The sequence below is a fragment of the Gordonia sp. 852002-10350_SCH5691597 genome, assembly GCF_001665715.1.
Lineage (GTDB): Bacteria > Actinomycetota > Actinomycetes > Mycobacteriales > Mycobacteriaceae > Gordonia > Gordonia sputi.
In genome coordinates this window covers 24,347-49,452 of the sequence record NZ_LZMO01000226.1, presented here as the reverse complement: position 1 = coordinate 49,452, position 25,106 = coordinate 24,347, and the positions used below count along the sequence as shown (strand labels likewise).

Genomic DNA, 25,106 nt, shown 5'->3' with positions numbered 1-25,106 from the left:
CCAGCCCGGCCCCGGGGGCGGGGGGGATTCCCCGGGCGTAGCGGGGGGGGCGGGCCACCACACCCGGGTGGGGGGCCGGGGGGGCCTACGCGTCCCCCCGGGCCACCGAACGGGCTGATGGGTCCTGACTAGCTGATGGGGCCCAGGGTATTGCCGGTCGGAATTCCCGAGCAGTAGGTCGCGGGACGCCCAGCGAAACGGTCGGCGAGGAACTTCTCCGCATCGGGTGCCCAGGGCAGGAATGCATCGAAGTGACTGAGCTTGGGATAGGTCTTGTATTGCGTAGGAACTCCTTCACGGCAGTACTTGGTCGCCAATCCCTGCACGTCGCCGTCGATCATGATCCCGTCGCCGGTTCCGTCGACGTTGCAGACACCGAGGAACATCGGATTTCTCGGCTTGCCGACCCAACCCATGAAGTTCTGGTTGAAGGCTTGCGGGATCCCCGGGACGGTCAACAGCCCCGGATGCTGCGGTAGCAGCAATTGTGTGTCGGTCAGTCCCGGATATTTGGTCGCGAAGTTGATCAGGCACTGCCCCTGGGTCTGCGCGAGTGTTTGGGTTCCCTTGGGGGACAGGTACTGGCCGATGTTGAGGTCGAAGGTCGCGTTGTAGACGTTCATGAGCGCGGGGATCACGCCCGCCCACTGCTTGCTTCCGTTGACATAGGGCAGGTTGTGCGACGGCTGGACGAGGACTCCACCCGCGGCGGCGCCGACGATGTGGAGTTCGGGAGCGTAGCTCGCGGCGAGGTCGGCGCCGAAGCCGGTGGGCACCGATCCGCCCGAGTAGCCGAAGAGCCCGACCGGCGTCGACGAGGGCAGGCGCAGATGTCGCTCAGCGGTACGGATGCTATCGAGAGCGGTCTGCGCGGACTCGCGCCCCATCGTCCAGCGCATCTTCAAGCCTTCATAGTCGGGGACCACGACGGTGTATCCCTGCGCAAGAAATGAGCCGATGATGATGTCGTCGAATTCCGGTCCGCGGCCGGTATTGCCACCGCGGAGAGCGTACGAGGGATCGCATTGTGACCCGAGTGCGTCATAGGGGGAGTGATACGAGATCAGTTTTCGCGGTCCGGATGTCAACGGCTCGATGATGGAGGTGACTGCTGCCGTCGGCGTGCCGAACTGATCCGTGGTGCGGAACAGGATCTGCGTCGCAACTGCCGGAAACCTCTTGTCGCCGTAGGCCAATTGGACGACGCGAGTCTTCAGTGGGGCACCGGGTGCGACGTGGGTGAGACTTCGCTGCGTGCCGTAGAAGGGGTTCTGGGATGGAGGCTTCAATGGACTCGCGGAACCTGTTGCGGGCACGAGGAAAACCCGTGAGCGTCGCCGCCAAGAGTGCCGCAACAAATCCGGACAATGCGACCCAGAATGGCCGAGTGGGGCGTATCACGCTCGGAATGCTAATTCGAATAAAGGCTCTTCGCAAACTATATCGTGAATCCATCAATTCACGTTTTCTAGAAAATGTTCGCGGAGAGAATTTTCGAATCGTACGTGCTTTCTTGGTGATCGATACGGGATTTGGGTGGGTACAACCACGCGCCCGGCCGCGCCGGTGCTCGGGCGCGTCGTCGGGTCGAAGCACGGTTAATCCTTCGTAACTACCGGGTGGATTGCACCGGAAGCCAGTAAGTTATTGCGAAGTGCCGACGGTGTGTCGGTGTGTGGTCTCGAGGCGCTCATGGGGGCGCCGGGGGAAGGATTTCGATGCGACTTCAGCATTCGACACGTTCGCGACGATGGCGATTCGGCGGTCTGTTCACCGCGCTTGTGGCTGTTCTGACACTGGTACTCGCCGGATGTACCAACAATGAATCCGACGAAGGCGGTGGCGAGGCGGCAGCCAGCTCGTCGAAGGCAGTGGAGGTCGCCAAGGTCGATTCCATCGCCGCGCTGGTACCCGCACCGATCCGGCAGTCGGGCCAGCTGATCGTCGGTGTCAACGTTCCCTACTCGCCCAACGAGTTCAAGGATCCCTCCGGCAACATCGTCGGCTACGACGTGGATCTCATGAACGCCGTCTCCGGCGTCCTGGGTCTCAAGCCGGTGTACAAGGAAGCCGACTTCGACAAGATCATCCCGGCGATCCAGCAGGGCACCTATAACGTGGGCATGTCGTCGTTCACCGACAGCAAGGAGCGCGAGCAGCAGGTCGACTTCGTCACCTACTACAACGCCGGTGTGCAGTGGGCCCAGCAGAAGGGCGGCAACATCGACCCGAACAACGCCTGCGGTAAGCGGGTTGCCGTGCAGTCGACCACCGTCGAGGACACCGACGAGGTTCCTGCCAAGAGCAAGGCATGCACCGATGCGGGCAAGCCTGCGATCGAGAAGGTGAAGTTCGACAGCCAGGACGAAGCAACCAACGCGCTCGTGCTCGGCAAGGTCGACGCGATGTCGGCGGATTCGCCCGTGACCGCGTACGCGATCAAGCGCTCGAACGGCAAGCTCGAGGCTGCCGGTGGAGTGTTCGACTCGGCGCCCTACGGCTACCCGGTGCAGAAGGGGTCGTCGTTGACGCAGGCTCTGCAGCAGGCCGTGCAGCACCTCATCGACAACGGTCAGTACAAGCAGATCGCCGAGAACTGGGGCGTCGAGGCCGGCGCCATCCAGAAATCTGTGATCAACGGCGCGGTCAGCTGACCTGTGTCGACGCCGTCTGACGGCCGAGTCGGGGTCGACTCCGCGAAAGTGGAGCCGACCCCGATCAAGGCCGTACCACTCAAACATCCCGGTCAGTGGATCGCCGCGGCGATCGTGCTCATCCTCGTCGCGCTGTTCATCTACGGCGCGGCCACCAACAAGGCGTATGCGTGGGACACCTACGCCAAGTACCTGTTCGACACCCGCATCATGTCGGGCGTCGGCTACACACTCGCGCTGACGGTCCTGTCGATGGTGATCGCAATCGTGCTGGGTGTGGTGTTGGCGATCATGCGCCTGTCGCCGAATCCGGTTCTCCGTGCGACGTCGTGGGTCTACCTGTGGATCTTCCGCGGTACCCCGGTCTATGTGCAGCTGGTGTTCTGGGGCCTGTTCCCGTCGATCTACAAGCGGATCGACCTCGGTATCCCGTTCACGGTGCAGTTTGCACACTTCGACATCCAGTCGCTGAACGCGGCATTTCTGTTCGCGGTCATCGGCCTGGCTCTGAACGAGGCCGCCTACATGGCGGAGATCGTGCGCGCGGGTGTGTCATCTGTGGGTGAGGGGCAGACCGAGGCGTCGGTGGCGCTGGGTATGACGTGGTCGCAGACCATGCGCAGAACGGTGCTCCCGCAGGCGATGCGAGTGATCATCCCGCCGACAGGCAACGAAGTCATCAGCATGCTCAAGACGACCAGCCTCGTGGCCGCGGTGCCGTTCAGCCTCGAACTCTATGGACGTGCGCGTGACATCTCGGGCGTGATCTTCCAGCCGATTCCGCTGCTGATGGTCGCGTCGACCTGGTACCTCGTGGTGACGAGCATCCTGATGGTCGGTCAGTACTACCTCGAGCGGTATTACGCGAAGGGTGCGACACGGGCGATGACGAACAAGCAGCGTAAAGCGCAGGCGACATTGACGGAGTCGAAAGGTGCCCCGCATGGCGGGGGTGGACAACTATGACGGAAGCAGCCGACGCTACCGCTGACCAGCCGATGGTGCTCGCCGACCGCGTCTGTAAGAGCTTCGGTACCACCCAGGTTCTCAAGGGGATCTCGCTCGAAGTGCAACGCGGTGAAGTGCTCTGCATCATCGGCCCGTCCGGCTCGGGAAAGTCGACGTTCCTGCGCTGTGTCAATCACCTCGAGGAGGTCAACGCCGGTCGACTCTACGTCGACGGTGACCTGATCGGATACCGCGAACGCGGTGGCAAGCTCTATGAGATGAGTCCGAAGGACGCGGCCAAGCAGCGCCGCGACATCGGCATGGTGTTCCAGCACTTCAATCTGTTCCCGCATCGGACGGTGCTCGAGAACGTGATCGAGGCGCCGACGCAGGTCAAACGAAAGAACAAGGCCGAGGCCACTTCTCGCGCCGAGTACCTGCTGGAGCGCGTCGGACTCGCCGACAAGGCGCAGTCGTATCCGTCGCAACTCTCCGGCGGGCAGCAGCAGCGCGTCGCGATCGCCAGAGCGCTGGCGATGGAGCCGAAACTGATGCTCTTCGACGAGCCGACGTCGGCGCTCGACCCCGAGCTGGTCGGTGATGTGCTCGGCGTGATGCGGGAACTCGCCTCGACAGGCATGACCATGCTCGTGGTCACGCACGAGATGGGCTTCGCCCGCGAGGTTGCCGACCAGCTGGTGTTCATGGACGGCGGCGTCGTCGTCGAACAGGGAGATCCGCGAGAGGTGCTCGCGAACCCGCAGCACGAGCGGACCAAGGCGTTCCTCTCGAAGCTGTTGTGATCGGCCCCGCTGTGATCGGTTCAGCTGTGATCGGTTGCGTTGTGCTCAGCCGGGTTTGACGCAACAGAACACCGCGGTGCCCGGAAAGTACTGTCCCCGAAGCGGACTCCACTGACCCCACTCGTCCTCGAGGTCGTCCGGCCATTCCGGCTCGACGATGTCGTCGAGGATGAGTCCGGCAGCGCGGATGTCACGGACCCGATCGCCGATGGTGCGGTGATGTTCGACGTAGGTGACCGTGCCGTCGGCGTCGACCTCGGAATAGGGGGTCCTGCTGAAGTACGGCATCGTGACGGTCAGCCCGGCAGGCCCTGGGTCGTCGGGAAACATCCAGCGCATCGGGTGATTCACCGAGAACACCCAGCGGCCGCCCGGCCGTAGGACGCGCGCGGCCTCCGCCATCACCCGGCCGGGTTCGGCGACGAAAGGCACTGCGCCGAAAGACGAGAAGGCGATATCGAAGCTCTCGTCGGCAAAGGGCAGCGACTCTGCGGTCGCCTGAACGAGCGGTACCCGCGGTTCCTCGAATCGCTTCATGGTGGCGAGTCCGTGATCGAGCATCTTCTGCGACAGATCGAGTCCGATGGCGCGCGCACCACGGGCGACGAGCCACCGTGAACACGGCGCGGAACCGCACCCGATCTCGAGGATGTCGCGGCCGGCGACATCGCCGAGTAGGTGAACGTCTCCCTCTCGCAATCGTTCTGGCCCCCACACGAACTCGCCGCCACGGGAGTCGGAGCCGAGGAAACCGCCGTGTTCGCGGTGATAGTCCTGTGCCTCTGCGTCCCACCAGGTGCGGCTCGCAGCCTCGCTCGTCGACGAATCGATTCGTCCGAGCAGTCGCGGCGCGTGCGGAGTCTCGTCGTCGCCGATCACCTGCATGAGTCTAGATCCGTCGCGGCCGCCAACCCCTGGGAGTCATTCGCCCGAGTCCGAACTCTCGTGACGCTTGCCGAGGACGACATCTGTCCGACTATCGCCGTCCCAACGTCGGATCGCGGTGATGGTCGCGAGAGCGCCGTCAGGGCGACCGCTGTGAGAGGACAGATCGAGCGCGGCCACGACGTCGCCGAGAGTGTCCGAGTGCACGCGGCGCGCCATCGTGACGTGTGGAGTCCACGATCCGGGCAGCGAGTGGGAGAAGACGCCCGGCTCGTCGTCGGCGGTGAACGCGTGGCCGGACAGCGCCTCGACCACCCGCATATGGGCGGCCAGCAAGCGAGCCGTCGGCACCACCAGCAGTGCGACGACGAGGCGGTCGTCACGGCCGAAGACCAGCGGTGCCCCGATGGTGACCGGAATCGGAAGGGTTTCGGTGCACTGATGTATCGAGTGGTCGGCGGCTGCGTCGATCCGATGCGTCGCGGCGGCCGTGACGTGCGGGCGGTTGGTGGGCGACGGATTTCTGCCTGCGTTGGGCAGGTTCGACGCCGCGAGCGCATCCCACAGCGCGCGCAGGCGACGTTCCGACTCGTCGTCGAAGAGGAATTCGACCGAATGCGCCAACGTTGCACCTCTCGCGTCTCGTCGTACCCCTGCTGTGTCGTGTGCCTGCTGTGTCGTGTGCGCGGTGGCGGGATGCACTCAGAAGTGGTATTTGCCCAGCACAACGCCGCTAGAGTAAGGTGGACAAAGCGCGTGGAGGCATCTTTCGCGCAGTTCAGCTTGTCGTCACCTGGACGTCACCCTCGTGTGATGACCTGGGAGAACGTTGATCGGTCGCACTGTGATCGAGATGCGCGTCGCCTGACATCGCTGTTCAAACAATGTGAACTGTACCTACTACATACCTGTCCGGAGCAACTCAACATATGTCGTCCCCCACGATCACCTCGCCGCAAGTAGCCGTCAATGACATCGGCTCGGCTGAGGACTTCCTCGCAGCCATCGACTCCACGATCAAGTACTTCAACGATGGCGACATCGTCGAAGGGACCATCGTCAAGGTCGATCGGGACGAGGTTCTGCTCGACATCGGTTACAAGACCGAAGGCGTGATCCCCTCTCGTGAACTGTCGATCAAGCACGACGTCGACCCCTCTGAGGTCGTCAACGTCGGTGACGAGGTCGAGGCTCTTGTTCTCACCAAGGAGGACAAAGAAGGCCGCCTCATCCTGTCCAAGAAGCGCGCTCAGTACGAGCGTGCCTGGGGCACCATCGAGGAGCTCAAGGAAAAGGACGAGGCCGTCAAGGGCACCGTCATCGAGGTCGTCAAGGGCGGCCTGATCCTGGACATCGGCCTGCGCGGCTTCCTCCCGGCATCGCTCGTGGAGATGCGTCGTGTGCGGGATCTGCAGCCGTACATCGGCAAGGAGATCGAAGCCAAGATCATCGAGCTCGACAAGAACCGCAACAACGTGGTGCTGTCGCGTCGTGCATGGCTCGAGCAGACCCAGTCCGAGGTCCGCAGCGAGTTCCTGCACCAGCTCCAGAAGGGCCAGGTCCGCAAGGGCGTCGTGTCCTCGATCGTCAACTTCGGTGCGTTCGTCGATCTCGGCGGCGTCGACGGTCTGGTCCACGTTTCCGAGCTCTCCTGGAAGCACATCGATCATCCGTCCGAGGTCGTCACCGTTGGTGACGAGGTCACCGTCGAGGTTCTCGACGTCGATCTCGACCGCGAGCGTGTGTCGTTGTCGCTCAAGGCAACTCAGGAAGACCCGTGGCGTCAGTTCGCCCGCACCCATGCGATCGGTCAGATCGTGCCGGGCAAGGTCACCAAGCTGGTTCCGTTCGGTGCGTTCGTCCGCGTCGACGACGGCATCGAGGGCCTCGTGCACATCTCCGAGCTGGCCGAGCGCCACGTCGAGGTTCCGGACCAGGTTGTCGCCGTCGGCGACGACGCGATGGTCAAGGTCATCGACATCGACCTCGAGCGTCGTCGTATCTCGCTGAGCCTCAAGCAGGCCAACGAGGACTACACCGAGGAGTTCGACCCCTCGAAGTACGGCATGGCCGACAGCTACGACGAGCAGGGCAACTACATCTTCCCCGAGGGCTTCGACGCCGAGACCAACGAATGGCTCGAAGGCTACGAGAAGCAGCGTGAGGAGTGGGAGAACCGCTACGCCGAGGCCGAGCGTCGCCACAAGATGCACACCGCGCAGATCGAGAAGTTCGCTGCTGCCGCAGCCGAGGCCGAGAAGGCCCCGCAGGACTACTCGTCGGCATCGTCGGAGAGCCGCAGCGCTTCGTCGAGCAGCGCTCCCGCATCGACGGGTGGCTCGCTGGCCAGCGACGAGCAGCTCGCCGCACTGCGCGAGAAGCTGTCGGGCAACGCCTGATAGTCGCGTCTCGCACGTAAACGCCAAGAGCGCCTTCCGGATTCGTCCGGAAGGCGCTCTTGTTCGTGGCACGGCCCTGCCGGTGCCGTCGGCGTGACCAGCAGGGCAAAGGAATAAGCTGTTGACAATAATTTTCATTAACGTGTTCACTCGTCCGCGTGCATTCACATCGGACAAAAATGACTACGTGGACCGCCCTCGCAACCGTCGCAGCATGCCTTGTGGCAGGGTGCGGTGCCCCTGACACCGACTTCGACGCGCAGAACGCCGCGTCGTCCGCCACGGCGGGCCCGACTGAAGAGCAGCACGCGGTCGGTCGGCTGGCGTTGACCTACGACGGCGGTGTGCTGGTCTATGACGCCGACTCATTGACACAGGTCGGCGACATCAAAGTCGACGGATTCGTCCGTCTCAACAGCGCCGACAACGGGCGCGACGTCCTGATCAGCGAATCGGATGGATTCCACGTCCTCGACATGGGTGTATGGACCCGCCGACACGGGGATCACGGCCACCACTACTCATCGTCACCTCGCATGACCGACATCACCTTCGGCGGTGAGGAGCCGGGACATGCCGTGTCGTTCGAGGACCGGTTGACGTTGTTCTCCGACGGCACGGGTGAGGTCACGGTCGTGGAGCCGGTCGCGCTGGCGCAGGGAAAGGCCGCGTCGACGACGTACACGGCACCCGAACCGCATCACGGAGTCGCCGTGTCACGCGGCGACGGCTCTCTCGTCGTGACTCTCGGCAATGAGAACGAACGGTCGGGGATCGCGATACTCGACAAGCAGCGCGGGGAGATCACTCGCAGCGATGAGTGCCCGGGCGTCCACGGAGAGGCAGGTGCAGCGAACGGAGTACTCACCTTCGGGTGCGAAAACGGCATTCTCATCGTGCGAGGAAACGAGATCACGAAAGTAGCGAGCCCCGACTCGTACGGCCGCATCGGGAATCAGGCCGGTACTGCCGCCTCGCCGATCGTTCTCGGCGACTACAAGACCGACAAGAACGCTGACCTCGAGCGACCGAATCGGTTCACACTCACCGACACCCGTACTGCCACGCTGCGGGTCGTGCCGATCGACTCGAGTTACAGTTTCCGATCCATCGAGCGTGGCCCCGACGGGCAGGCCGTGATTCTCGGCACCGACGGTAACCTCCACGTCTTCGATCCGCAGTCAGCGGCTCAGGTCGCGTCGATCCCGGTGATCCGGGCGTGGGCCGAGCCCGACGAATGGCAGTCGCCGATGCCGAACCTCTTCATTCAGGGCGATCGGGCGTACGTGAGTGAACCGTCGACCAAGACCCTCTACGCCGTCGACCTCACCGCGGCGAAGGTCGTCGGTAGGGTGTCGCTGCCGCACGAGACGATCGAGCTCACCGGCGTCACCGGCTGATCGGGTCGCCACTCGGATGATCGTGATGACTCGGCGTTTGCGACACTGGAGGCTGTGATCCGAGTGGGACTCTCCGGCGGCATCGGAGCCGGCAAATCAACCGTGGCCAAGACCTTCGTGGAGCGGGGTGGGTACCACATCGACGCCGACAAGATCGCCCGCGAGGTCGTCGAACCGGGCACGCCCGGTCTGACGCAGTTGGTCGAGGCTTTCGGCGACGACATCCTGGCCGCCGACGGGACGCTCGATCGACCAGCGCTGGCCGCCAAAGCCTTCGTCGACGACGAGAGTCGGCAGAAGCTCAACTCGATCACGCATCCGCTGGTCGGTGCTCGCACGCAGGAACTGCTCGCTCAAGCTGCGTCGAATGCCATTGTGGTGCAAGATATCCCGCTGCTCGTCGAAGGCAACATGGCTCCGTTCTTCCATCTCGTGGTGATCGTGGGGGCCGACGAGGAGCTGCGCGTCCAACGCCTGACCGAGCTGCGTGGCATGCCCGAGGACGACGCGCGCGCCCGAATCCGCGCCCAGGCCACCGACGAACAGCGACGGGCCGTCGCTGACGTCTGGCTCGACAACTCGGGCACGCCAGACGATCTCGCGGCGGCTGCCGCCGAGCTCTGGGACGAGCGGTTGGTGCCCTACGAGGAGAATGTGCGCTCGCGAACGATCGTCCCCGGACCGTTGGAACTGGCTGCTCCGGAGCCGGCATGGGCGGCTATAGGTGCGCGACTGGTCAATCGACTGTGGGCACTCGTCGGCGACAAGGCGTCGGCGATCGATCACATCGGTTCGACGGCGGTGCCGGGGCTGATCGCGAAGCCGACCATCGACATCCAGGTCACCGTGGCCGACCTCGACGTCGCGGATGCTCTGGCCGACGTGCTTGCCGACGGCGGGTTCCCGCGTGATCCGAAGACCACCAGCGACCGGCCGAAGCCGGATCCGGAGACCGGCTCGGTCGATGAGGGCCTCTGGGGCAAGAGGTTCCACGGTTCGGCCGATCCTGGACGGTCGGTCAATGTGCATCTGCGGGCGCAGGGTTCACCGGGCGGTCGGTTCGCCGTCGAGTTCCGCGATTGGATGCGGTCCGACGCCGCAGCACGTGACGAGTACGCCGAGGTCAAGCGGGCCGCACTGGCTGCAGCCGACGGCGACCGCGACGCCTACGTCTCGGCGAAGGAACCCTGGTTCGACAGCGCGTATGCGCGAGTCGCCGCCTGGCGTGCCGATCGTCGGGAGATGTAGCGCCATCAGCCGTCGAGCCACGACACATGCCCACCGCTCGCGACGTCGAGCCACTTCTGGATGTCGTGGTCGTGTTCTGCCGCACCAACCAGTGCGCGTCGGGCGATATGGACGGCTTCCTCACATTCGACGGTCGACAACAGGCCGGCTATGTGTGCCTCGAACAGTTCGTCGACGTCGATGAGTTCCAGTGGGCGACCGGGGACGTCGACCAGATCGAGATACCAGTCCTCGGCGTGCCAGCGGCCGTCGGTGTCGGGGCCCTGGAAACGCCCGATGTCGAGGTAGAGGCGCTGCCCGGTCCGGTGTCCTTCGACGAAGTGGAAGATGTTGGCGCGAAGTCCGAGCGCAGGAAGAAGCCAGGACTCGAGATGGCTGAATCTGGGGTGATCGGCGGTGCGCGACATGTAGAGACCGAACGAGGCCTCCTCGTAGCGTTCCACCGGACGGACGAATCCCTTGTTGTCGGTATTGATCATCGCGGGCACGTCGAAGATCTCCCGCTTCGGCGGGTGCAGATCGGACATCGTCACACCCTAACCGCAGGTCACGGGGTGTGCGTGAATCCGGAACAGAATTGTCACAGGTCGCGTTTACCCTGGCACTATGGCTTTTGCTACCGAACACCCGATTCTCGCGCACTCCGAGCACCGTCCGGTCGGTGCCGTCGAACGTACCGAGGGTCGGTTCGAGGTGGTCAGCGAGTATGAGCCCGCAGGTGACCAGCCGAAGGCGATCGACGACCTCGAACGTCGCATCGCGGCGGGGGAGCGCGACATCGTCCTTCTCGGCGCCACCGGTACCGGTAAATCCGCGACCACCGCGTGGTTGATCGAGCGGGTCCAGCGCCCGACGCTCGTGATGGCGCCCAACAAGACGCTTGCTGCGCAGCTCGCCAACGAGCTTCGAGAGATGTTGCCGCACAACGCTGTCGAGTACTTCGTCTCGTACTACGACTACTACCAACCCGAGGCGTACATCGCCCAGACCGACACCTACATCGAGAAGGACTCGTCGATCAACGACGACGTCGAGCGTCTGCGACACTCGGCGACGTCGAGCCTGCTGTCACGACGAGACGTGGTGGTCGTCGCTTCGGTGTCGTGCATCTACGGTCTCGGCACGCCGCAGTCCTACCTCGACCGTTCGGTCGAGGTAGAAGTCGGCGACGAGATCGACCGCGACGCACTGCTCCGGTTGCTGGTCGACGTGCAGTACACACGCAACGACATGTCGTTCACCCGCGGTAGCTTCCGTGTCCGGGGCGACACCGTCGAGATCATCCCGTCGTACGAAGAGTTGGCGGTGCGGATCGAGTTCTTCGGTGACGAGGTAGAGGCGCTCTATTACCTGCATCCGTTGACCGGCGATGTGGTGAGACAGGTCGACACGCTGCGCATCTTCCCCGCGACGCACTATGTCGCGGGACCTGAGCGCATGGAGAAGGCCATGACGAGCATCGAGGAAGAGCTCGAGGCGCGTCTCGCCGACCTCGAGGGCAAGGGCAAACTCCTCGAGGCGCAGCGCCTGCGCATGCGGACCAGCTACGACCTCGAGATGATGCGGCAGGTCGGGTTCTGCTCGGGCATCGAGAACTACTCGCGCCACATCGACGGCAGGCCTGCGGGCAGCGCCCCCGCAACGCTGATCGACTATTTCCCCGATGACTTCCTGCTCGTGATCGACGAGTCGCATGTGACGGTTCCGCAGATCGGCGGCATGTACGAGGGTGACATGTCGCGCAAGCGCAATCTGGTCGACTTCGGGTTCCGGTTGCCCTCTGCGGTCGACAACCGTCCGCTCACCTGGGACGAGTTCGTCGGACGCATCGGGCAGACGGTCTATTTGTCCGCGACGCCTGGCGCATACGAACTCGGCCAGTCCAACGGAGAGTTCGTCGAGCAGGTGATCCGCCCGACCGGGCTGGTCGATCCGCAGATCGTGGTGAAGCCGACGAAGGGGCAGATCGACGATCTGGTCCACGAGATCCGCGACCGTACCGAGCGCGATGAACGCGTGCTGGTGACGACGTTGACCAAGAAGATGGCCGAAGACCTCACCGACTACCTCCTCGAACTCGGTATCCGGGTGCGGTACCTGCACTCCGAGGTCGACACCCTACGACGGGTCGAGTTGCTGCGGCAGCTCCGGTCGGGCGAATACGACGTGCTGGTCGGTATCAACCTCCTACGCGAGGGACTCGACCTTCCCGAGGTGTCGCTCGTCGCGATCCTCGACGCCGACAAAGAAGGGTTCCTGCGGTCGACGACGTCGTTGATCCAGACGGTCGGGCGTGCCGCCCGTAACGTCTCCGGCGAGGTGCACATGTACGCCGACACGGTCACCGAGTCGATGCGCAACGCGATCGAAGAGACCGAGCGTCGTCGCGAAAAGCAGGTCGCCTACAACAAAGAGCACGGTATCGATCCACAACCGTTGCGTAAGAAGATCGCCGACATTCTCGATCAGGTGTACCGCGAGGCGGAGGATTCGGTCGTCGATGTCGGAGGTTCCGGCCGCAACGCCAGCCGCGGACGGCGAGCGCAGGGAGAGGTCTCCAAGGCGAAGGGCGGTTCCGCAGGAGTCATCGAGAAGCGAGACGTCGGGTCGATGCCACGGGCCGAACTCGCCGATCTGGTCGCGCAGCTCACCGAGCAGATGATGAGCGCGGCTCGCGATCTGCAGTTCGAACTCGCGGGCAGGCTGCGCGACGAGATCGCAGATCTGAAGAAAGAGCTGCGCGGTATGGATGCTGCCGGAATCAAGTAACCGTCTCTGGAAAGTGGGACGTTCGTCCCACTGGGGTTCGGGATGTAGCGATCATCGTGATCATCGGACAAATGTTGCGTGGCACACTATCCTGCCGATTCAGGTGACTCTAGAGTTGTCGTGATCGATGAAGTCCGCGAAGGTGCGGAATCAGACATGTGTGGAGGTCAAGGGATGGGCGCTTACCAGACGATCGTCGTCGGAACGGACGGATCGGAATCGTCGTTGAAGGCGGTCGATCGAGCGGGTGCGATCGCGGGCGATTCGAAATTGGTGATCGCATGCGCATACTTTCCGAACGACCGCGGCGCCGGCGAGGCCGCAGATGTTCTCAAAGACGAGGCCTACCAGGTGACCGGAAGTGCGCCGACCGACGAGATCCTGCGACGGGCGAAAGAGCGAGCATCGAAGTCGGGAGCCACGCAGATCGTCGCGCGCCCGGTGAAGGGCGCACCCGTCGACGCGCTGCTGCAACTGGTCACCGATGTGCAGGCTGATCTACTCGTCGTCGGCAATCGTGGACTCAACTCGATTGCGGGGCGTCTGCTGGGTTCGGTGCCTGCCGACGTCGCGCGTAAGTCTGCGTGCGATGTGCTGATCGTGCACACCACCTAGTTCCGTTCTCATCGAGACCAACAGCCGGGCAGACGCATTCGTCTCCCGGCTGTTGCGCGTGTGCTGCTGGCTGTGATGACTGTCGTGGTGATGCGTGCCGTCGTGATGTGTGCTCAGGGGAGCGTGGCCTGATCCGCCGTGATCGCCGCTACGTCCCTGCCCATTTCACTATAACGCGAGGTAGGGGCCTTGCCGCAAGGCCCCTAACCGGGTGCACAATCGGTGATTCCGCCCCCGCCCAGCCCTTTTCGGAGTCGCCCAGTGCCTGCAGTGACTGACCATGTCTTCAACCTTCCCGCCGGTTCACCGAAATCCGCCTCGACGCGCATCGAGAGCGATGTGCGCTATTTCGCCGACACCGCCGCGGCGCTCGCCGGCACCGTCGACGTCCTCTCGACCAGACTCGATGCCACGCGAAAGGCAGAGGGCGGTGGTGGGCAGCGCGCATCGGATCGCGACCTCGAGATACACCAGTTGACGGGCCGCCTACGGACGCTTCGTCGCTTCGGGCTCGACCTGTGCATCGGCAGGATGACGCTGACCGACGAGCCGGAGCCGGTGTATGTCGGCCGCGTCGGACTGACCGACTCGACGGGCCGTCAACTGCTCGTCGACTGGCGAACCCCAGCCGCTGCTCCGTTCTTCAACGCGACGGCGGCGCAGCCGATGGGGGTGCGCTCGCGCAGACGCTATCGATGGGCGCGCGGGCAGATCACCGACTACTGGGATGAAGTGTTCACCGCGGACGCCGTCGACGACGGGGTATGGCTCGATGGCGATTCGGCGCTGTTCGCAGGCCTTTCGGCGAGTCGGTCGCCACGCATGCGCGACGTGTTGTCGACGATCCAGGCCGACCAGGACGCCATCATCCGCGCCGACTCGGCAGGCGCGCTGGTCGTCGATGGCGGCCCCGGTACAGGAAAGACCGTGGTGGCGCTGCATCGTGCCGCCTATCTGCTCTACTCCGACGCGAGGCTTACGCGTGGCCGCCTCCTGATCGTCGGGCCGCACGAGCAGTACCTGTCGTATGTCGCCGACGTCTTGCCGAGTCTCGGTGAAGAAGGCGTGCAGACGTGCACGTTGCAAGATCTGGTCGCCGGGGGCGACACCGCAGTGCGAGAAGCCGACGACGTTGTGGCATCGCTGAAGTCGACGGCCGGGATGGTCGACGCGATCGAGACTGCGGTGCGATGGTACGAGGAACCGCCTACCGAGTCGCTTCTCGTCGAGACCGAGTGGGCGGATGTGACTCTGCGGCGGCGGGATTGGGCCGAAGCGTTCGCTGCACCCGAGGCGGGCACACCACACAACGAGGCGCGCGGCGTGATCTGGCAGTACCTGGCCGAGACGGTGCAACGACGTATCGGTCACGACGATCTCGACCGGGACGAGGTGCAGGAAGCGTTGCAGCGCAATGAATCTCTCGCTACTGCAGTGGGGCGCGCGTGGCCGATGCTCGACGCGACGGATCTCGTCGGTGACCTGTGGTCGGTTCCCGCGTTCCTCCGAATGTGTGCCCCGTGGTTGACGCCGGATGATCTGCGACTCCTCCAGCGAGAACGTCCGGACGCGTGGACCGACGCCGACCTCCCGCTTCTCGACGCCGCGCGCAACCGATTGGGAGACCGCAGCGCAGACGATCGTCACCGCCGCCGGTCCGCCGCCCTCCGCGCTGAGCGCCGTCGTATGGACTTCGTCGTCGACGACCTCATGGCGTCGACGACCTACGACGACGGCGAGGGCCTGATGTCGATGCTTCGGCAAGACGACCTGCGCGACGTTCTCGTGGACGATTCGGCCGTGCCCGACGTCGAAGCCGACGCTCTCGACGGACCCTTCGCGCACATCATCGTCGACGAGGCGCAGGAACTCACCCCGGCGCAGTGGCGAATGGTGTTGCGGCGCAACCCGTCCGGGAGCATCACGATCGTCGGCGACAGGGCGCAGGCGCGCGCGGGGTTCGCCGAGACGTGGTCGGAGCGACTCCGCAGTGTCGGATGTCGGGACGTGCGCGTCCAGTCGTTGTCGATCAACTACCGAACGCCCGCAGAGATCATGGAGGCGGCTGAACCCGTGATCCGAGCCGCCATACCCGACGCCAACGTTCCGTCGTCGAATCGGAGGCCTTCGGAGCCGGGATCACCGGGGCCGTCGACCGCTACGTATCGATGACCCGCGCGACCCGCGAACTCGTCATCCTACACCCCGAGGAAGGGTGTGCGGGCAATCCGAATGAGCGCTCGACGGTGTGAAGAGCATCGTCGAAAGCCGTTCAGCGACGGGGCATGTCGTCGAGTTCTGCTGGTAGCGGGTCGGCGTTGACCACGACGAGGCGCTGCGTACTGCGGGTCAGTGCGACGTAGAGGTCGCTGTATCCGCGTGGCGACTGAGCGATGAGCGCGCTCGGTTCGACGACGACAGTCGTGTCGAACTCGAGTCCCTTGCAGGTGGTCACGGTGTGGACGCGGGGGAGCTCGTCAATGCCGAGCGCGGATGGGTCGAGGTCGGCGACCGCCCGTGAGGTTTCCTCGAAAAGGCTGTCGGGCACCACCATTCCGGTCAGGCCGCGCAGCTCCGGTCTCGTGGCCTCCTCGATCGCGGTCGCGACGACGTCGGCCGTCGACGCGGTGCGGGCGTACGGATCGATTCCGTTGCTGCGCAACGACGTCGGTGGTGTGAGCGAACCGCCGACATGCGCCAGAACGCGCGCGGCGTAGGTCATGATCTCGCTCGGCGTGCGGTAGTTGACGGTCAACTCGCGCAACTGCCAACGGTTCGCGACGTAGGGTGTCAACACTTCACTCCACGACGTCGTACCCGCGAGGTCGCCGGTCTGTGCGGTGTCGCCGATGATCGTCATCCATCGGTTGGGGATTCGTCGCATCACCATGCGCCACGCCATGCCTGACAACTCCTGCGCTTCGTCGACGATGACGTGACCGAACGTCCAGGTGCGGTCGTTGAATGCGCGCTCTGCGGTGGTCGCGCGTTGCACGTCGGTCTGGCGCGCGGCGAGTTGCTCGGCGTCGATCAGGTCGTACGCCATCAAGATCTCCGGGTCGAGCTCGTCCTCGAGATCCTGTGGTGCCGAACCGGTCAGGATGTCGAGCGCATCCTGCGCGTCGGCGAGTTGTCGACGCCAGCGCTCGCGTTCGGCGCGTTCGGCCTCGTCGGTGCCATAGCCGACGAGTTCGGCGAGTTCGTCGAGTAGCGGAACGTCGGCGGGCGTGAACTCGCCGCTCTCGCTGCCCTTGTCCGCACTGCCTGTGGCTGTGCGGCGTGCGCGGTGGAGTGCTGCGCGATCGTCGTCGGACCAGCCTGGCGTGGCTTTGCGGATGGCGGCGGGGTCGTCGTAGAAATCGCGGAGGACGTCCGTCGGAGTCAACGTCGGCCAGAATGTGAGGACCGCCTGGCGGATATCCGGGTCGCGGCCCATGTCGTCGCGAATGTCCTTGAGGTCGGCGGGGGTGAGCAGCTGCGACCCGTCGAGCAGACTGGCGCCGATCGCGGCCGAGTGCTTGGCGGCGAGCGCGTCGAGTGCCGAGCGCAGGAACACCGGCTGGGCCTGGTTGTGCGCCCTGCGCGACCCACGTGCGGCCGCGCGGGCTGCCTTGACAAGCGCGCTGTCGATCTCGACCCGGTAGCCGTCGAAATCCACGGAGACAGGCTTCGTCGGCAGCGACTCGTGTGACCGGACGGTGCGCTTGAGGACGTCGAGCATCTGCAGGCGACCCTTGACCTCACGGGTGCGGCGGGGTTCGTCCCCGGTCGCGGTGACACCGGGGAAGAGCTCGCCGATCGTCGCGAGGAGTACGCCGGACTCACCGAGCGATGGCAGCACCTGGCCGATGTAGTCGAGGAAGTCGCTGTTGGGTCCGATGATGAGAATTCCACTGCGCGAGAGGATGTCTCGGTGCGTGTACAGAAGGTAGGCGGCACGGTGTAGTGCGACGGCGGTCTTACCGGTGCCCGGCCCACCCTGAATGACCGTGACGCCGCGATGCGCCGACCGGATGATCAGGTCCTGCTCGCGCTGGATGGTCTCGACGATGTCGGTCATCTCGCCGGTGCGCGCGGCATTGAGCGCAACGACGAGCGCGGACTCGTTCACGACGTCGCCGTGTGCTGACTCGTCGATGGAAGCTTCACCCGCGGTGAGGAACTCGTCGTTGACTTCACGGACGCCGCGGTTTCGGGTGCGGATGTGTCTGCGGCGAGCGACCTCTTCGGGTGCGGCAGGCGTGGCGAGATAGAACGCCCGAGACAGTGGCGCTCGCCAATCGAGGAGGAGTGTGGTGTCGCCCTCGTCGTCGTCGAGGACTCCGATGCGTCCGATCCGACGGATCTCGCCGTCGTCGAGGTCGAGGCGGCCGAAATACAGATTGTGTTCGGCGGCATCGTATTTCGCGAGGTCGTCGACATACATGCGTTCGTAGGATTCGCGCTCGGACAGCGCCTGCGGGGTGCCCGCGGACTCCCGCAGCGTCGAGGCGAGTCGACGACGGGTGTTGGCACGCATTCTGTCGAGGCGTCGGTACACGGCGTCGAGGTGGGTCTGCTCCTCATCGATGCGGGGATCGGTGCGTTCGGTGTCGGTGTGTGTCGGCGAGGTACTCATCGGATCTCATCGTCGGGTTCGGCGTACGCACCGAATTCGGTGTGCGCGGGGTCGTCGGGATGGTGGGGTGCGGGGACGCGGGTGAGGCCGTCCGGACGGCACAGTCTGCGCTGGTGGATGCGCCTTGTCAGGTCCTTGCCTGCGTCGGGGTCGCCGAGTCGCGCGCAGACGGTCGCGGGTGGCTGCGTCAACGACGGGTCGTCGAGATCTTCCGCAAGCTGCGCGAGGACTGCGCCCTGGGTGGAGAAGGGGAGCGGGGCCGACTGTCGATCGGTGAGGACTCCGTGTCTCGACGCGTATACGGCGAACTCGCGCACCGGCACCGGTGAGCGGACCGGAACGGAGTCGACGTCGTCGAGGCGTTCACGCAGGGGATGAGAAGTCGTGGTCACTGTCAATCGATGGTAATTGGGTTCGGTGCGGTCGAGTGCGGCGAGTTGCTCGTCGTCGAGCCAGAACGCGGTCAGCGTCGAGGCGGCGTCGGGAGACGCAAAGGGGGCTGCCGGAATGTATCCGCGTGCCGACACATGGCCGGAGTATCCGACGGCGATACCGTGCACGACGACGCGGGCAGGACTGATGTCGACGCCGCCCACATCGGCAAGCTTCGCGGTCAGTACCGCGCGGGATGCGTTGGACCCAACGGCGACCATGAGTGTGCGGCCTTCGCGTCGAATCTCGAGCGGGACGAAGCCCGCAGGGTCGAAGACCCACGGATAGAGGTGTGGCGGAAACGCGACGGACCCCATGCGCCCGGTCGGAGTCTGTTCCGAAGGCGATGGGGTCCGCGCGTGGAGCGAAGGGGTCAGGACCGGGCCTTGCGCCAGCGCTTCTTGCCGTCGGCGACAGCGGCGTCGGCCTTGTCGCCTGCGGTCGACACCAGTTCCTTGGCCGACTCTGCGAGCTCTGCGGAGCGTTCACGTGCGGCTTCGGCGAGTTCGGCGGAGCGTTCGCGCGCAGCCTCGGCGATCTCGGGGGCGCGGTCGCGGACCTTGTCGGCGAACTCTGCGGAGCGCTCACGCGCCGTTTCGGCGATCTCGGCGGAGCGCTCGCGGGCGTTCTCGGCGACGACGGGCGCGCGGTCGCGGACCTTGTCGGCGAACTCCGCCGAACGCTCCCGGGCGTTCTCGGCGACAACGGGTGCGCGGTCGCGGAACTTGTCCGCTGCCTCGGCAGAGCGCTCTCCCAACTTGTGTGCGTCCTGCTTCAGGAGACCGGCAGCCTCGCTGGACTTCTCGCCGAGCGTCGACGCGGATTCCTGTGCGTGCTCGCGGATCGAATCCCACGCCGTGGTGCTCGCCTTCGCGCCGAGAGGCAGGGCCGCGAGCGCGGCGTCGGCCTTGCGTCGACCACGCCACGCGAGTGAGGGCTTGCCCTCGGTGTCGGCCGCCGAGATCAGCAGGCCGCCCATCAGGCTCAGGTTCTTCAGGAAATGTGTGCGCTGCATGTTCCGCGCGACCGGGTCGGATTCCTCCCAGAAGGGATGGCCGGCGAACGTCGTCGGTGCGAGCGAGCCCGCGAGAACGGCCGACGCGAAGCGCGGGAACTTGCCCGTCGCCAGCAGGACGCCGCTCGCGAGTTGGATGCCGCCGTTCACCCGGACCAGCGTGACCGGATCGGTGGGGATGACGGAGGTGACCTCGTCCGGCAGCACACCGACGGTGCTCTCCACGAAGGGCTCCGCGATTTCTGCGCGCTTCTGCGGGTGTCGCAGGGCGTCATAGCCGGAGACGATGAACACCGATGCGAGCATCGGTCGGGCAATACGGCGGAGGATCATCTTGTTGACACGGTCCCTTCGGAAGTCACTGCATTAGTCGGTCACTGTGCGTTTCGGTCACTGCGGCTTTTCGTTTACTGCGGCATTTCGTTTACTGCGGCTTTCGGTCACTGCGTTGGTCGATCACGCGTTGGACTGGGTCGGCGGCGCTCTTTCGAGGCTACCTGTCCGGTGTAGGGGCGCTCGGTGGAGTTGATGATCTGGCGCAAGCGATGTGCGTGTAGGCCGATGCTCACCAGCCGCGTTTGCGCCATTCGTCCAGCGACGGACGTTCGGTGCCGAGGGTCGTGTCCTTGCCGTGGCCGGGGTACACGACGGTCGAATCGGGATAGCGCTCGAAGAGCTTGGTCTCGACGTCGTCGACGAGAGTGTCGAAGTCGCCTGGCGCCCACGTCTTTCCGACGCCGCCCGGGAAGAGGGAATCGCCGGTGAAGAGGTGGACGACGCCGCTTGCGGGATCGGTGAGGGCCAGCGCGATCGATCCGGGCGTGTGGCCGACGAGGTGGATTGCGTCGAAGGTCAGGTCACCGACGGTCAGGACGTCGCCGTCGTCGAGGAGGATGTCGGGGGCTACGGGCAGTTCAGGAGCGTCGATCCGACCAGCGGCGGTCGGCGCGCCTGTCGTTGCCGCGACGTCGGCGAGTGCCTGCCAATGGTCGTAGTGCTGGTGCGTGGTGAAGATCGTGCGCCCAGCGCCGTCGAGTTCGTCGAGCACACCGCGGATGGTGTCCGCATCGTTGGCGGCGTCGATGATCAGTTGGTCTCCGGTCGCGGCGCTGGTGACGATGTAGACGTTGTTGTCCATGGGCCCGACCGAGATCTTCACGATCGAGGCGTTGCTCAGCGTGCGGCGCTGCGGGCCGGTTTCGGACAGATCGCCGGTGTAATCGTCGGTGATGGTGAGGTCGGACGAAGTCATGAACTCAGCGTAGCCACGCAGGTCGACGGGGCGGACGGGGATGGGAACACCTGGTGGGCCGCGTATCGTTGACAAGTGTTGTGACGCCGCCTGGAGACCGCCGGCACGGCGTCGAGAATTCTCGTCGGTGGCTGCCGTTATGGTGAGCCCCAAACACGCCTGACGAGACAGACACGCCCAACGAGACAGACACGCCCAACGAGACAGACACGCCCTACGAGACACCGGTCGACGATCGGTGCCCAGCGGCGACCGGATGCGCGGCGATCCCGCGCAGGGGCTGGCCAAGAAGTATGGACCAGCCGAGATATGTGGATAGGACTGTAGTGGTTGATCGTTTGATCGTCCGTGGTGCCCGCGAACACAACCTTCGCGGTGTCGATGTGGATCTGCCCCGCGACAGCCTCATCGTTTTCACCGGACTCTCGGGTTCGGGGAAGTCGTCGCTGGCTTTCGACACGATCTTCGCCGAGGGACAGCGACGCTACGTGGAGTCGCTGTCCGCGTATGCGCGGCAGTTCTTGGGCCAGATGGACAAGCCCGACGTCGACTTCATCGAAGGTCTCTCGCCCGCGGTGTCGATCGACCAGAAGTCGACGAACAGAAATCCTCGCTCGACGGTCGGCACGATCACCGAGGTCTACGACTACCTGCGCCTGCTCTACGCGCGCGCTGGTGTCGCACACTGTCCGGTCTGTGGTGCCGAGATCGCCAAGCAGACACCCCAGCAGATCGTCGATCAGGTGCTCGCGATGGACGAGGGCACCCGTTTCCAGGTTCTCGCCCCTGTCGTCCGCACCCGTAAAGGTGAGTTCGTCGATCTGTTCGCCGAACTGCAGACCCAGGGCTTCTCGCGTGCGCGCGTCGACGGCAAGATCCATTCGCTGACGGATCCGCCCAAGCTCAAGAAGCAGGAAAAGCACGACATCGATGTCGTCGTCGACCGACTCGTCGTGAAGCCGAGCGCCAAGCAGCGTCTCACCGACTCGGTCGAGACGGCCCTGCGGCTTGCCGACGGCATCGTCGTCCTCGACTTCGTCGACGTCGAGGAGACCGATCCCCACCGCGAACGACGATTCTCCGAGCGCATGGCGTGCCCGAACGGGCACCCGATCGCCATCGACGACCTCGAGCCGCGGTCGTTCTCGTTCAACTCGCCGTATGGCGCGTGTCCCGAATGCGACGGCCTCGGGATTCGCAAGGAGGTCGATGAGGACCTCGTCGTGCCCGATCCCGACCTCTCACTCTCCGAGGGCGCCATCGCACCCTGGTCGACCGGACACAACGCCGACTACTTCCTGCGGCTCATGTCCGGTCTGGCCGATCAGATGGGCTTCGACGTCGACACCCCGTGGAAGAAGTTGCCTGCCAAGGCGCGGAACGCGCTGCTCAACGGCAGCGACCATCAGGTGCACGTGAAGTTCCGCAACCGGTACGGACGGACACGGTCGTATTACACCGAGTTCGAGGGCGTCATGGCGTTCCTCAACCGCCGCATGGATCAGACCGAATCCGAACAGATGAAGGAGCGGTACGAGGGCTACATGCGCGACGTTCCGTGCCCTGTCTGTCAGGGTGCGCGGCTGCGACCGGAGATCCTCGCGGTGACGCTCGATCATCCCGAATACGGACCGAAATCGATCGCCGAGGTGTCGGCGCTCTCGGTGGCCGACGCCGCGGGTTACCTCGGCGGATTGAAGCTCGACAAACGCCAGCAGGCCATCGCCGGCCGCGTCCTCAAAGAGGTGCAGGCACGCATCACGTTCCTCCTCGACGTCGGACTCGACTACCTGTCGCTGTCCCGTGCCGCCGGGTCGCTCTCGGGTGGTGAGGCACAGCGAATTCGCTTGGCCACCCAGATCGGTTCGGGGCTTGCCGGTGTGCTCTACGTCCTCGACGAACCGTCGATCGGACTGCACCAGCGCGACAACCGTCGACTGATCGACACCCTCACGCGACTGCGCGACCTGGGCAACACGCTGATCGTCGTCGAACACGACGAGGACACGATCCGCGCAGCGGATTGGATCGTCGACATCGGTCCGCGCGCGGGCGAGCACGGCGGCAAGGTGGTGCACTCCGGTAGCTACAAGGATCTGCTGAAGAACCGGAAGTCGTTGACGGGCAACTACCTGTCCGGCCGCGAGACGCTTCCGGTCCCGCCGATCCGTCGGCCGATCAACAAGAATCGGCAGCTCACCGTGGTGGGAGCGCGCGAGCACAACCTGCGCGGCATCGACGTCTCGTTTCCGCTCGGCGTGCTCACCGCGGTCACCGGTGTGTCCGGATCCGGAAAGTCGACGCTGGTCAACGACATCCTCGCGACTGTCCTGGCGAACAAGCTCAACGGTGCGCGTCAGGTACCGGGCAGGCACACGCGCGTGAACGGTCTGGGCAACCTCGACAAGCTCGTGCAGGTCGATCAATCGCCGATCGGTCGGACACCGCGCTCGAATCCGGCGACCTACACGGGTGTCTTCGACAAGATCCGCACGTTGTTCGCGGCGACAACCGAAGCGAAGGTGCGCGGCTACCAGCCCGGACGCTTCTCGTTCAACGTCAAGGGCGGACGCTGTGAGGCGTGTCAGGGCGAGGGAACCATCAAGATCGAGATGAACTTCCTGCCCGACGTCTACGTTCCCTGCGAGGTGTGTCACGGTGCGCGGTACAACCGCGAGACCCTCGAGGTGCACTACAAGGGCAAGACCATCTCGGAGGTTCTCGACATGCCGATCGAGGAGGCCGCCGACTTCTTCGAGCCGGTCACCTCGATCCACCGCTACCTCAAGACGCTCGTCGACGTCGGCCTCGGATACGTCCGTCTCGGTCAACCCGCCCCGACACTCTCGGGCGGCGAGGCCCAGCGCGTCAAGCTGGCCGCCGAGTTGCAGAAGCGGTCGGCGGGCCGCACCGTCTACATCCTCGACGAGCCGACGACCGGCCTGCACTTCGAGGACATCAAGAAGCTCCTCGACGTCATCAACGGACTGGTCGACAAGGGCAACACCGTGATCGTGATCGAGCACAACCTCGACGTCATCAAGACGGCCGACTGGGTCATCGACATGGGGCCAGAAGGTGGAACGGGCGGCGGCACGGTGATCGCTGAGGGAACTCCCGAAGACATCGCGGAAACGCCCGGAAGCCACACCGGGAAGTTCCTCGCAGACGTGCTCGAGACGGGGGAGCCGGTCGCAACCGCCGGGTGAGGCGCGTCAGGAACCCATCGATTTGCGGATCTCCTCGAGCTTTTTCTTCGCGGCCTCGTCGCGCTTGCGCATCATGTCGTCGACGCCCTGCCCTTCGGGCGTGCCCTCGGCGAGTTCCTGGGAGCCGATGGCGGTCGAAATGCGCTTCTCGATCTTGTCGCGGACGAAATCGAAACTCGGCACACCCTGCTCGCTGTAATCGGGATCGATATGTGTGGGGCTTGAGATGGTCGTGTACGCGGGGGATGTGGATGCAGGGGACGTGGATGTAGGCGAAGGGGTTTCGACGACATCCGCGTCCAGAAGCTCGCCGTCGACAACCTCTCCTACAGGCTGTGTCTCGTCGGCCGGGGCGGTTGTCCGCGTCGGATCGGCCGGATCGTGATCGGGCGCGCCTTGAGAGGTCATGGATTCAGGCTAGTCCCGCGTACAAGACGACGGACGCCGCGCCGGTCAGAGAATGACCCGCACGACGTCCGTCGAGGGCTGCAGAGTGGTCTGGTGACGCTGAGCCGTCAGCGAGGGGAGTAGGTCAGGCAGTTGGCGGTGTCGGAACTCTCGCCTGCACCGATACGGACCGCAGTGGCCGTGCATTCGAGATTCGCGTTGTGCGCGCAGTCGACACGCTGGCATGCGCCGACCTGTGTGGAGACGCGGTCGAGACCGCCTCGAGTTGTCAGGGGGATGAACGTCGCGCAGTCGGCGGTGCCGTTGGTTCCGCTGACGTTGATCGCGAACGCGTGGCAGCCGTCGTGGTTGTACGAACACTCACTGACGGTGCATTCGGCGACATGTGGCATTTCGAGCGTGGCCATCGTGAACTCCTGGATCGAGGTTGGCGGGCAGGTGATTGCCCTGT

At 64.7% G+C, this 25,106-nt stretch carries 20 protein-coding genes; 10 read left to right on the top strand and 10 right to left on the bottom strand.

Features of this window, described 5'->3' with window-relative positions:
* Nucleotides 1-128 precede the first annotated feature (128 nt).
* The gene (locus tag A5777_RS16680; protein ID WP_005208717.1) at nt 129-1,289 is read right to left on the bottom strand and encodes a lipase family protein; all 1,161 of its coding nucleotides are present in this window, start codon (nt 1,287-1,289) and stop codon (nt 129-131) included.
* Between the two features lie 429 nt (nt 1,290-1,718).
* Between A5777_RS16680 and A5777_RS16675 the strand changes: the two genes are divergently transcribed.
* The 3 genes from A5777_RS16675 to A5777_RS16665 are packed head-to-tail and all read left to right on the top strand — an operon-like array spanning nt 1,719 to nt 4,405.
* A complete protein-coding gene (locus A5777_RS16675; RefSeq protein ID WP_197502404.1) occupies nt 1,719-2,654 on the top strand; it encodes an ABC transporter substrate-binding protein in 936 nt (311 codons plus the stop codon).
* Between the two features lie 3 nt (nt 2,655-2,657).
* Entirely contained in the window at nt 2,658-3,620 is a 963-nt protein-coding gene (locus A5777_RS16670; protein ID WP_064863482.1) for an amino acid ABC transporter permease, read from the top strand.
* Nucleotides 3,617-4,405: an amino acid ABC transporter ATP-binding protein gene (locus tag A5777_RS16665; protein ID WP_269447010.1), complete on the top strand. Its 789-nt coding sequence runs from the start codon at nt 3,617-3,619 to the stop codon at nt 4,403-4,405. Before A5777_RS16670 ends, A5777_RS16665 begins: the two co-directional genes overlap by 4 nt.
* 45 nt (nt 4,406-4,450) lie before the next feature.
* Here the strand turns inward: A5777_RS16665 and A5777_RS16660 are convergent, their stop codons facing one another.
* Nucleotides 4,451-5,290 (bottom strand): class I SAM-dependent methyltransferase, encoded by an 840-nt coding sequence (locus A5777_RS16660; RefSeq protein ID WP_064863481.1) that lies wholly within the window; start codon nt 5,288-5,290, stop codon nt 4,451-4,453.
* 36 nt (nt 5,291-5,326) lie between these two features.
* Nucleotides 5,327-5,914 (bottom strand): 2'-5' RNA ligase family protein, encoded by a 588-nt coding sequence (locus tag A5777_RS16655; RefSeq protein ID WP_064863486.1) that lies wholly within the window; start codon nt 5,912-5,914, stop codon nt 5,327-5,329.
* Between the two features lie 305 nt (nt 5,915-6,219).
* On the opposite strand from A5777_RS16655, the gene rpsA reads away from it, so the two are divergent.
* The 3 genes from rpsA (at nt 6,220) to coaE (ending at nt 10,337) form a co-directional block, all read left to right on the top strand.
* The gene (gene rpsA, locus A5777_RS16650) at nt 6,220-7,689 is read left to right on the top strand and encodes a 30S ribosomal protein S1 (protein ID WP_064863480.1); all 1,470 of its coding nucleotides are present in this window, start codon (nt 6,220-6,222) and stop codon (nt 7,687-7,689) included.
* A 179-nt stretch (nt 7,690-7,868) separates the two neighbouring features.
* Complete coding sequence (aztD, locus tag A5777_RS16645; protein WP_156529408.1) at nt 7,869-9,089, top strand: zinc metallochaperone AztD; 1,221 nt, start codon at nt 7,869-7,871, stop codon at nt 9,087-9,089.
* Between the two features lie 54 nt (nt 9,090-9,143).
* Complete coding sequence (gene coaE, locus A5777_RS16640; RefSeq protein WP_064863478.1) at nt 9,144-10,337, top strand: dephospho-CoA kinase; 1,194 nt, start codon at nt 9,144-9,146, stop codon at nt 10,335-10,337.
* Between the two features lie 5 nt (nt 10,338-10,342).
* Here the strand turns inward: coaE and A5777_RS16635 are convergent, their stop codons facing one another.
* The gene (locus A5777_RS16635) at nt 10,343-10,864 is read right to left on the bottom strand and encodes a DUF402 domain-containing protein (RefSeq protein WP_064863485.1); all 522 of its coding nucleotides are present in this window, start codon (nt 10,862-10,864) and stop codon (nt 10,343-10,345) included.
* A 79-nt stretch (nt 10,865-10,943) separates the two neighbouring features.
* Here A5777_RS16635 and uvrB point away from each other — a divergent pair, with 79 nt between their 5' ends.
* From uvrB to helR, 3 genes are all read left to right on the top strand, one after another.
* Nucleotides 10,944-13,106 (top strand): excinuclease ABC subunit UvrB, encoded by a 2,163-nt coding sequence (gene uvrB / locus A5777_RS16630; RefSeq protein ID WP_005208941.1) that lies wholly within the window; start codon nt 10,944-10,946, stop codon nt 13,104-13,106.
* 174 nt (nt 13,107-13,280) lie between these two features.
* Nucleotides 13,281-13,721, top strand: a complete 441-nt coding sequence (locus tag A5777_RS16625; protein ID WP_005208939.1) for a universal stress protein — start codon at nt 13,281-13,283, stop codon at nt 13,719-13,721.
* Nucleotides 13,722-13,982: 261 nt separating this feature from the next.
* Entirely contained in the window at nt 13,983-15,893 is a 1,911-nt protein-coding gene (gene helR, locus A5777_RS16620) for an RNA polymerase recycling motor ATPase HelR (protein WP_442903054.1), read from the top strand.
* Nucleotides 15,894-15,993: 100 nt separating this feature from the next.
* Here the strand turns inward: helR and A5777_RS16615 are convergent, their stop codons facing one another.
* The 4 genes from A5777_RS16615 to A5777_RS16600 all read right to left on the bottom strand — a co-directional run bounded on the left by A5777_RS16615 (nt 15,994) and on the right by A5777_RS16600 (nt 21,038).
* The gene (locus A5777_RS16615; protein WP_064863477.1) at nt 15,994-18,339 is read right to left on the bottom strand and encodes a HelD family protein; all 2,346 of its coding nucleotides are present in this window, start codon (nt 18,337-18,339) and stop codon (nt 15,994-15,996) included.
* Nucleotides 18,336-19,088, bottom strand: coding sequence for a hypothetical protein (locus A5777_RS16610; RefSeq protein WP_064863476.1), 753 nt, complete (start codon nt 19,086-19,088; stop codon nt 18,336-18,338). The genes A5777_RS16615 and A5777_RS16610 overlap by 4 nt, the downstream gene beginning before the upstream one ends.
* 56 nt (nt 19,089-19,144) lie before the next feature.
* Nucleotides 19,145-20,119, bottom strand: a complete 975-nt coding sequence (locus A5777_RS16605) for a DoxX family membrane protein (RefSeq protein WP_064863475.1) — start codon at nt 20,117-20,119, stop codon at nt 19,145-19,147.
* Nucleotides 20,120-20,351: 232 nt separating this feature from the next.
* Nucleotides 20,352-21,038, bottom strand: a complete 687-nt coding sequence (locus tag A5777_RS16600; protein WP_064863474.1) for an MBL fold metallo-hydrolase — start codon at nt 21,036-21,038, stop codon at nt 20,352-20,354.
* A 326-nt stretch (nt 21,039-21,364) separates the two neighbouring features.
* Here A5777_RS16600 and uvrA point away from each other — a divergent pair, with 326 nt between their 5' ends.
* Nucleotides 21,365-24,247, top strand: coding sequence for an excinuclease ABC subunit UvrA (gene uvrA, locus A5777_RS16595; RefSeq protein ID WP_064863473.1), 2,883 nt, complete (start codon nt 21,365-21,367; stop codon nt 24,245-24,247).
* Between the two features lie 6 nt (nt 24,248-24,253).
* On the opposite strand, the gene A5777_RS16590 is transcribed toward uvrA, so the two are convergent.
* Nucleotides 24,254-24,655: a hypothetical protein gene (locus A5777_RS16590; RefSeq protein WP_064863472.1), complete on the bottom strand. Its 402-nt coding sequence runs from the start codon at nt 24,653-24,655 to the stop codon at nt 24,254-24,256.
* A 107-nt stretch (nt 24,656-24,762) separates the two neighbouring features.
* Complete coding sequence (locus A5777_RS16585; protein WP_064863471.1) at nt 24,763-25,062, bottom strand: DUF1540 domain-containing protein; 300 nt, start codon at nt 25,060-25,062, stop codon at nt 24,763-24,765.
* Between the last annotated feature and the right edge of the window lie 44 nt (nt 25,063-25,106).

Excerpts from the sequence above, each read along its gene's own strand:
- rpsA (WP_064863480.1), top strand. The coding sequence starts at position 6,220 with ATGTCGTCCCCCACGATCACCTCGCCGCAAGTAGCCGTCAATGACATC.
- A5777_RS16635 (WP_064863485.1), bottom strand. The coding sequence starts at position 10,864 with ATGTCCGATCTGCACCCGCCGAAGCGGGAGATCTTCGACGTGCCCGCG.
- A5777_RS16625 (WP_005208939.1), top strand. The coding sequence starts at position 13,281 with ATGGGCGCTTACCAGACGATCGTCGTCGGAACGGACGGATCGGAATCG.
- A5777_RS16605 (WP_064863475.1), bottom strand. The coding sequence starts at position 20,119 with ATGATCCTCCGCCGTATTGCCCGACCGATGCTCGCATCGGTGTTCATC.
- A5777_RS16585 (WP_064863471.1), bottom strand. The coding sequence starts at position 25,062 with ATGGCCACGCTCGAAATGCCACATGTCGCCGAATGCACCGTCAGTGAG.
- A5777_RS16590 (WP_064863472.1), bottom strand. The coding sequence starts at position 24,655 with ATGACCTCTCAAGGCGCGCCCGATCACGATCCGGCCGATCCGACGCGG.
- A5777_RS16610 (WP_064863476.1), bottom strand. The coding sequence starts at position 19,088 with ATGGGGTCCGTCGCGTTTCCGCCACACCTCTATCCGTGGGTCTTCGAC.
- A5777_RS16600 (WP_064863474.1), bottom strand. The coding sequence starts at position 21,038 with ATGACTTCGTCCGACCTCACCATCACCGACGATTACACCGGCGATCTG.
- aztD (WP_156529408.1), top strand. The coding sequence starts at position 7,869 with ATGACTACGTGGACCGCCCTCGCAACCGTCGCAGCATGCCTTGTGGCA.
- A5777_RS16675 (WP_197502404.1), top strand. The coding sequence starts at position 1,719 with ATGCGACTTCAGCATTCGACACGTTCGCGACGATGGCGATTCGGCGGT.
- A5777_RS16660 (WP_064863481.1), bottom strand. The coding sequence starts at position 5,290 with ATGCAGGTGATCGGCGACGACGAGACTCCGCACGCGCCGCGACTGCTC.
- A5777_RS16615 (WP_064863477.1), bottom strand. The coding sequence starts at position 18,339 with ATGAGTACCTCGCCGACACACACCGACACCGAACGCACCGATCCCCGC.
- uvrB (WP_005208941.1), top strand. The coding sequence starts at position 10,944 with ATGGCTTTTGCTACCGAACACCCGATTCTCGCGCACTCCGAGCACCGT.
- A5777_RS16665 (WP_269447010.1), top strand. The coding sequence starts at position 3,617 with ATGACGGAAGCAGCCGACGCTACCGCTGACCAGCCGATGGTGCTCGCC.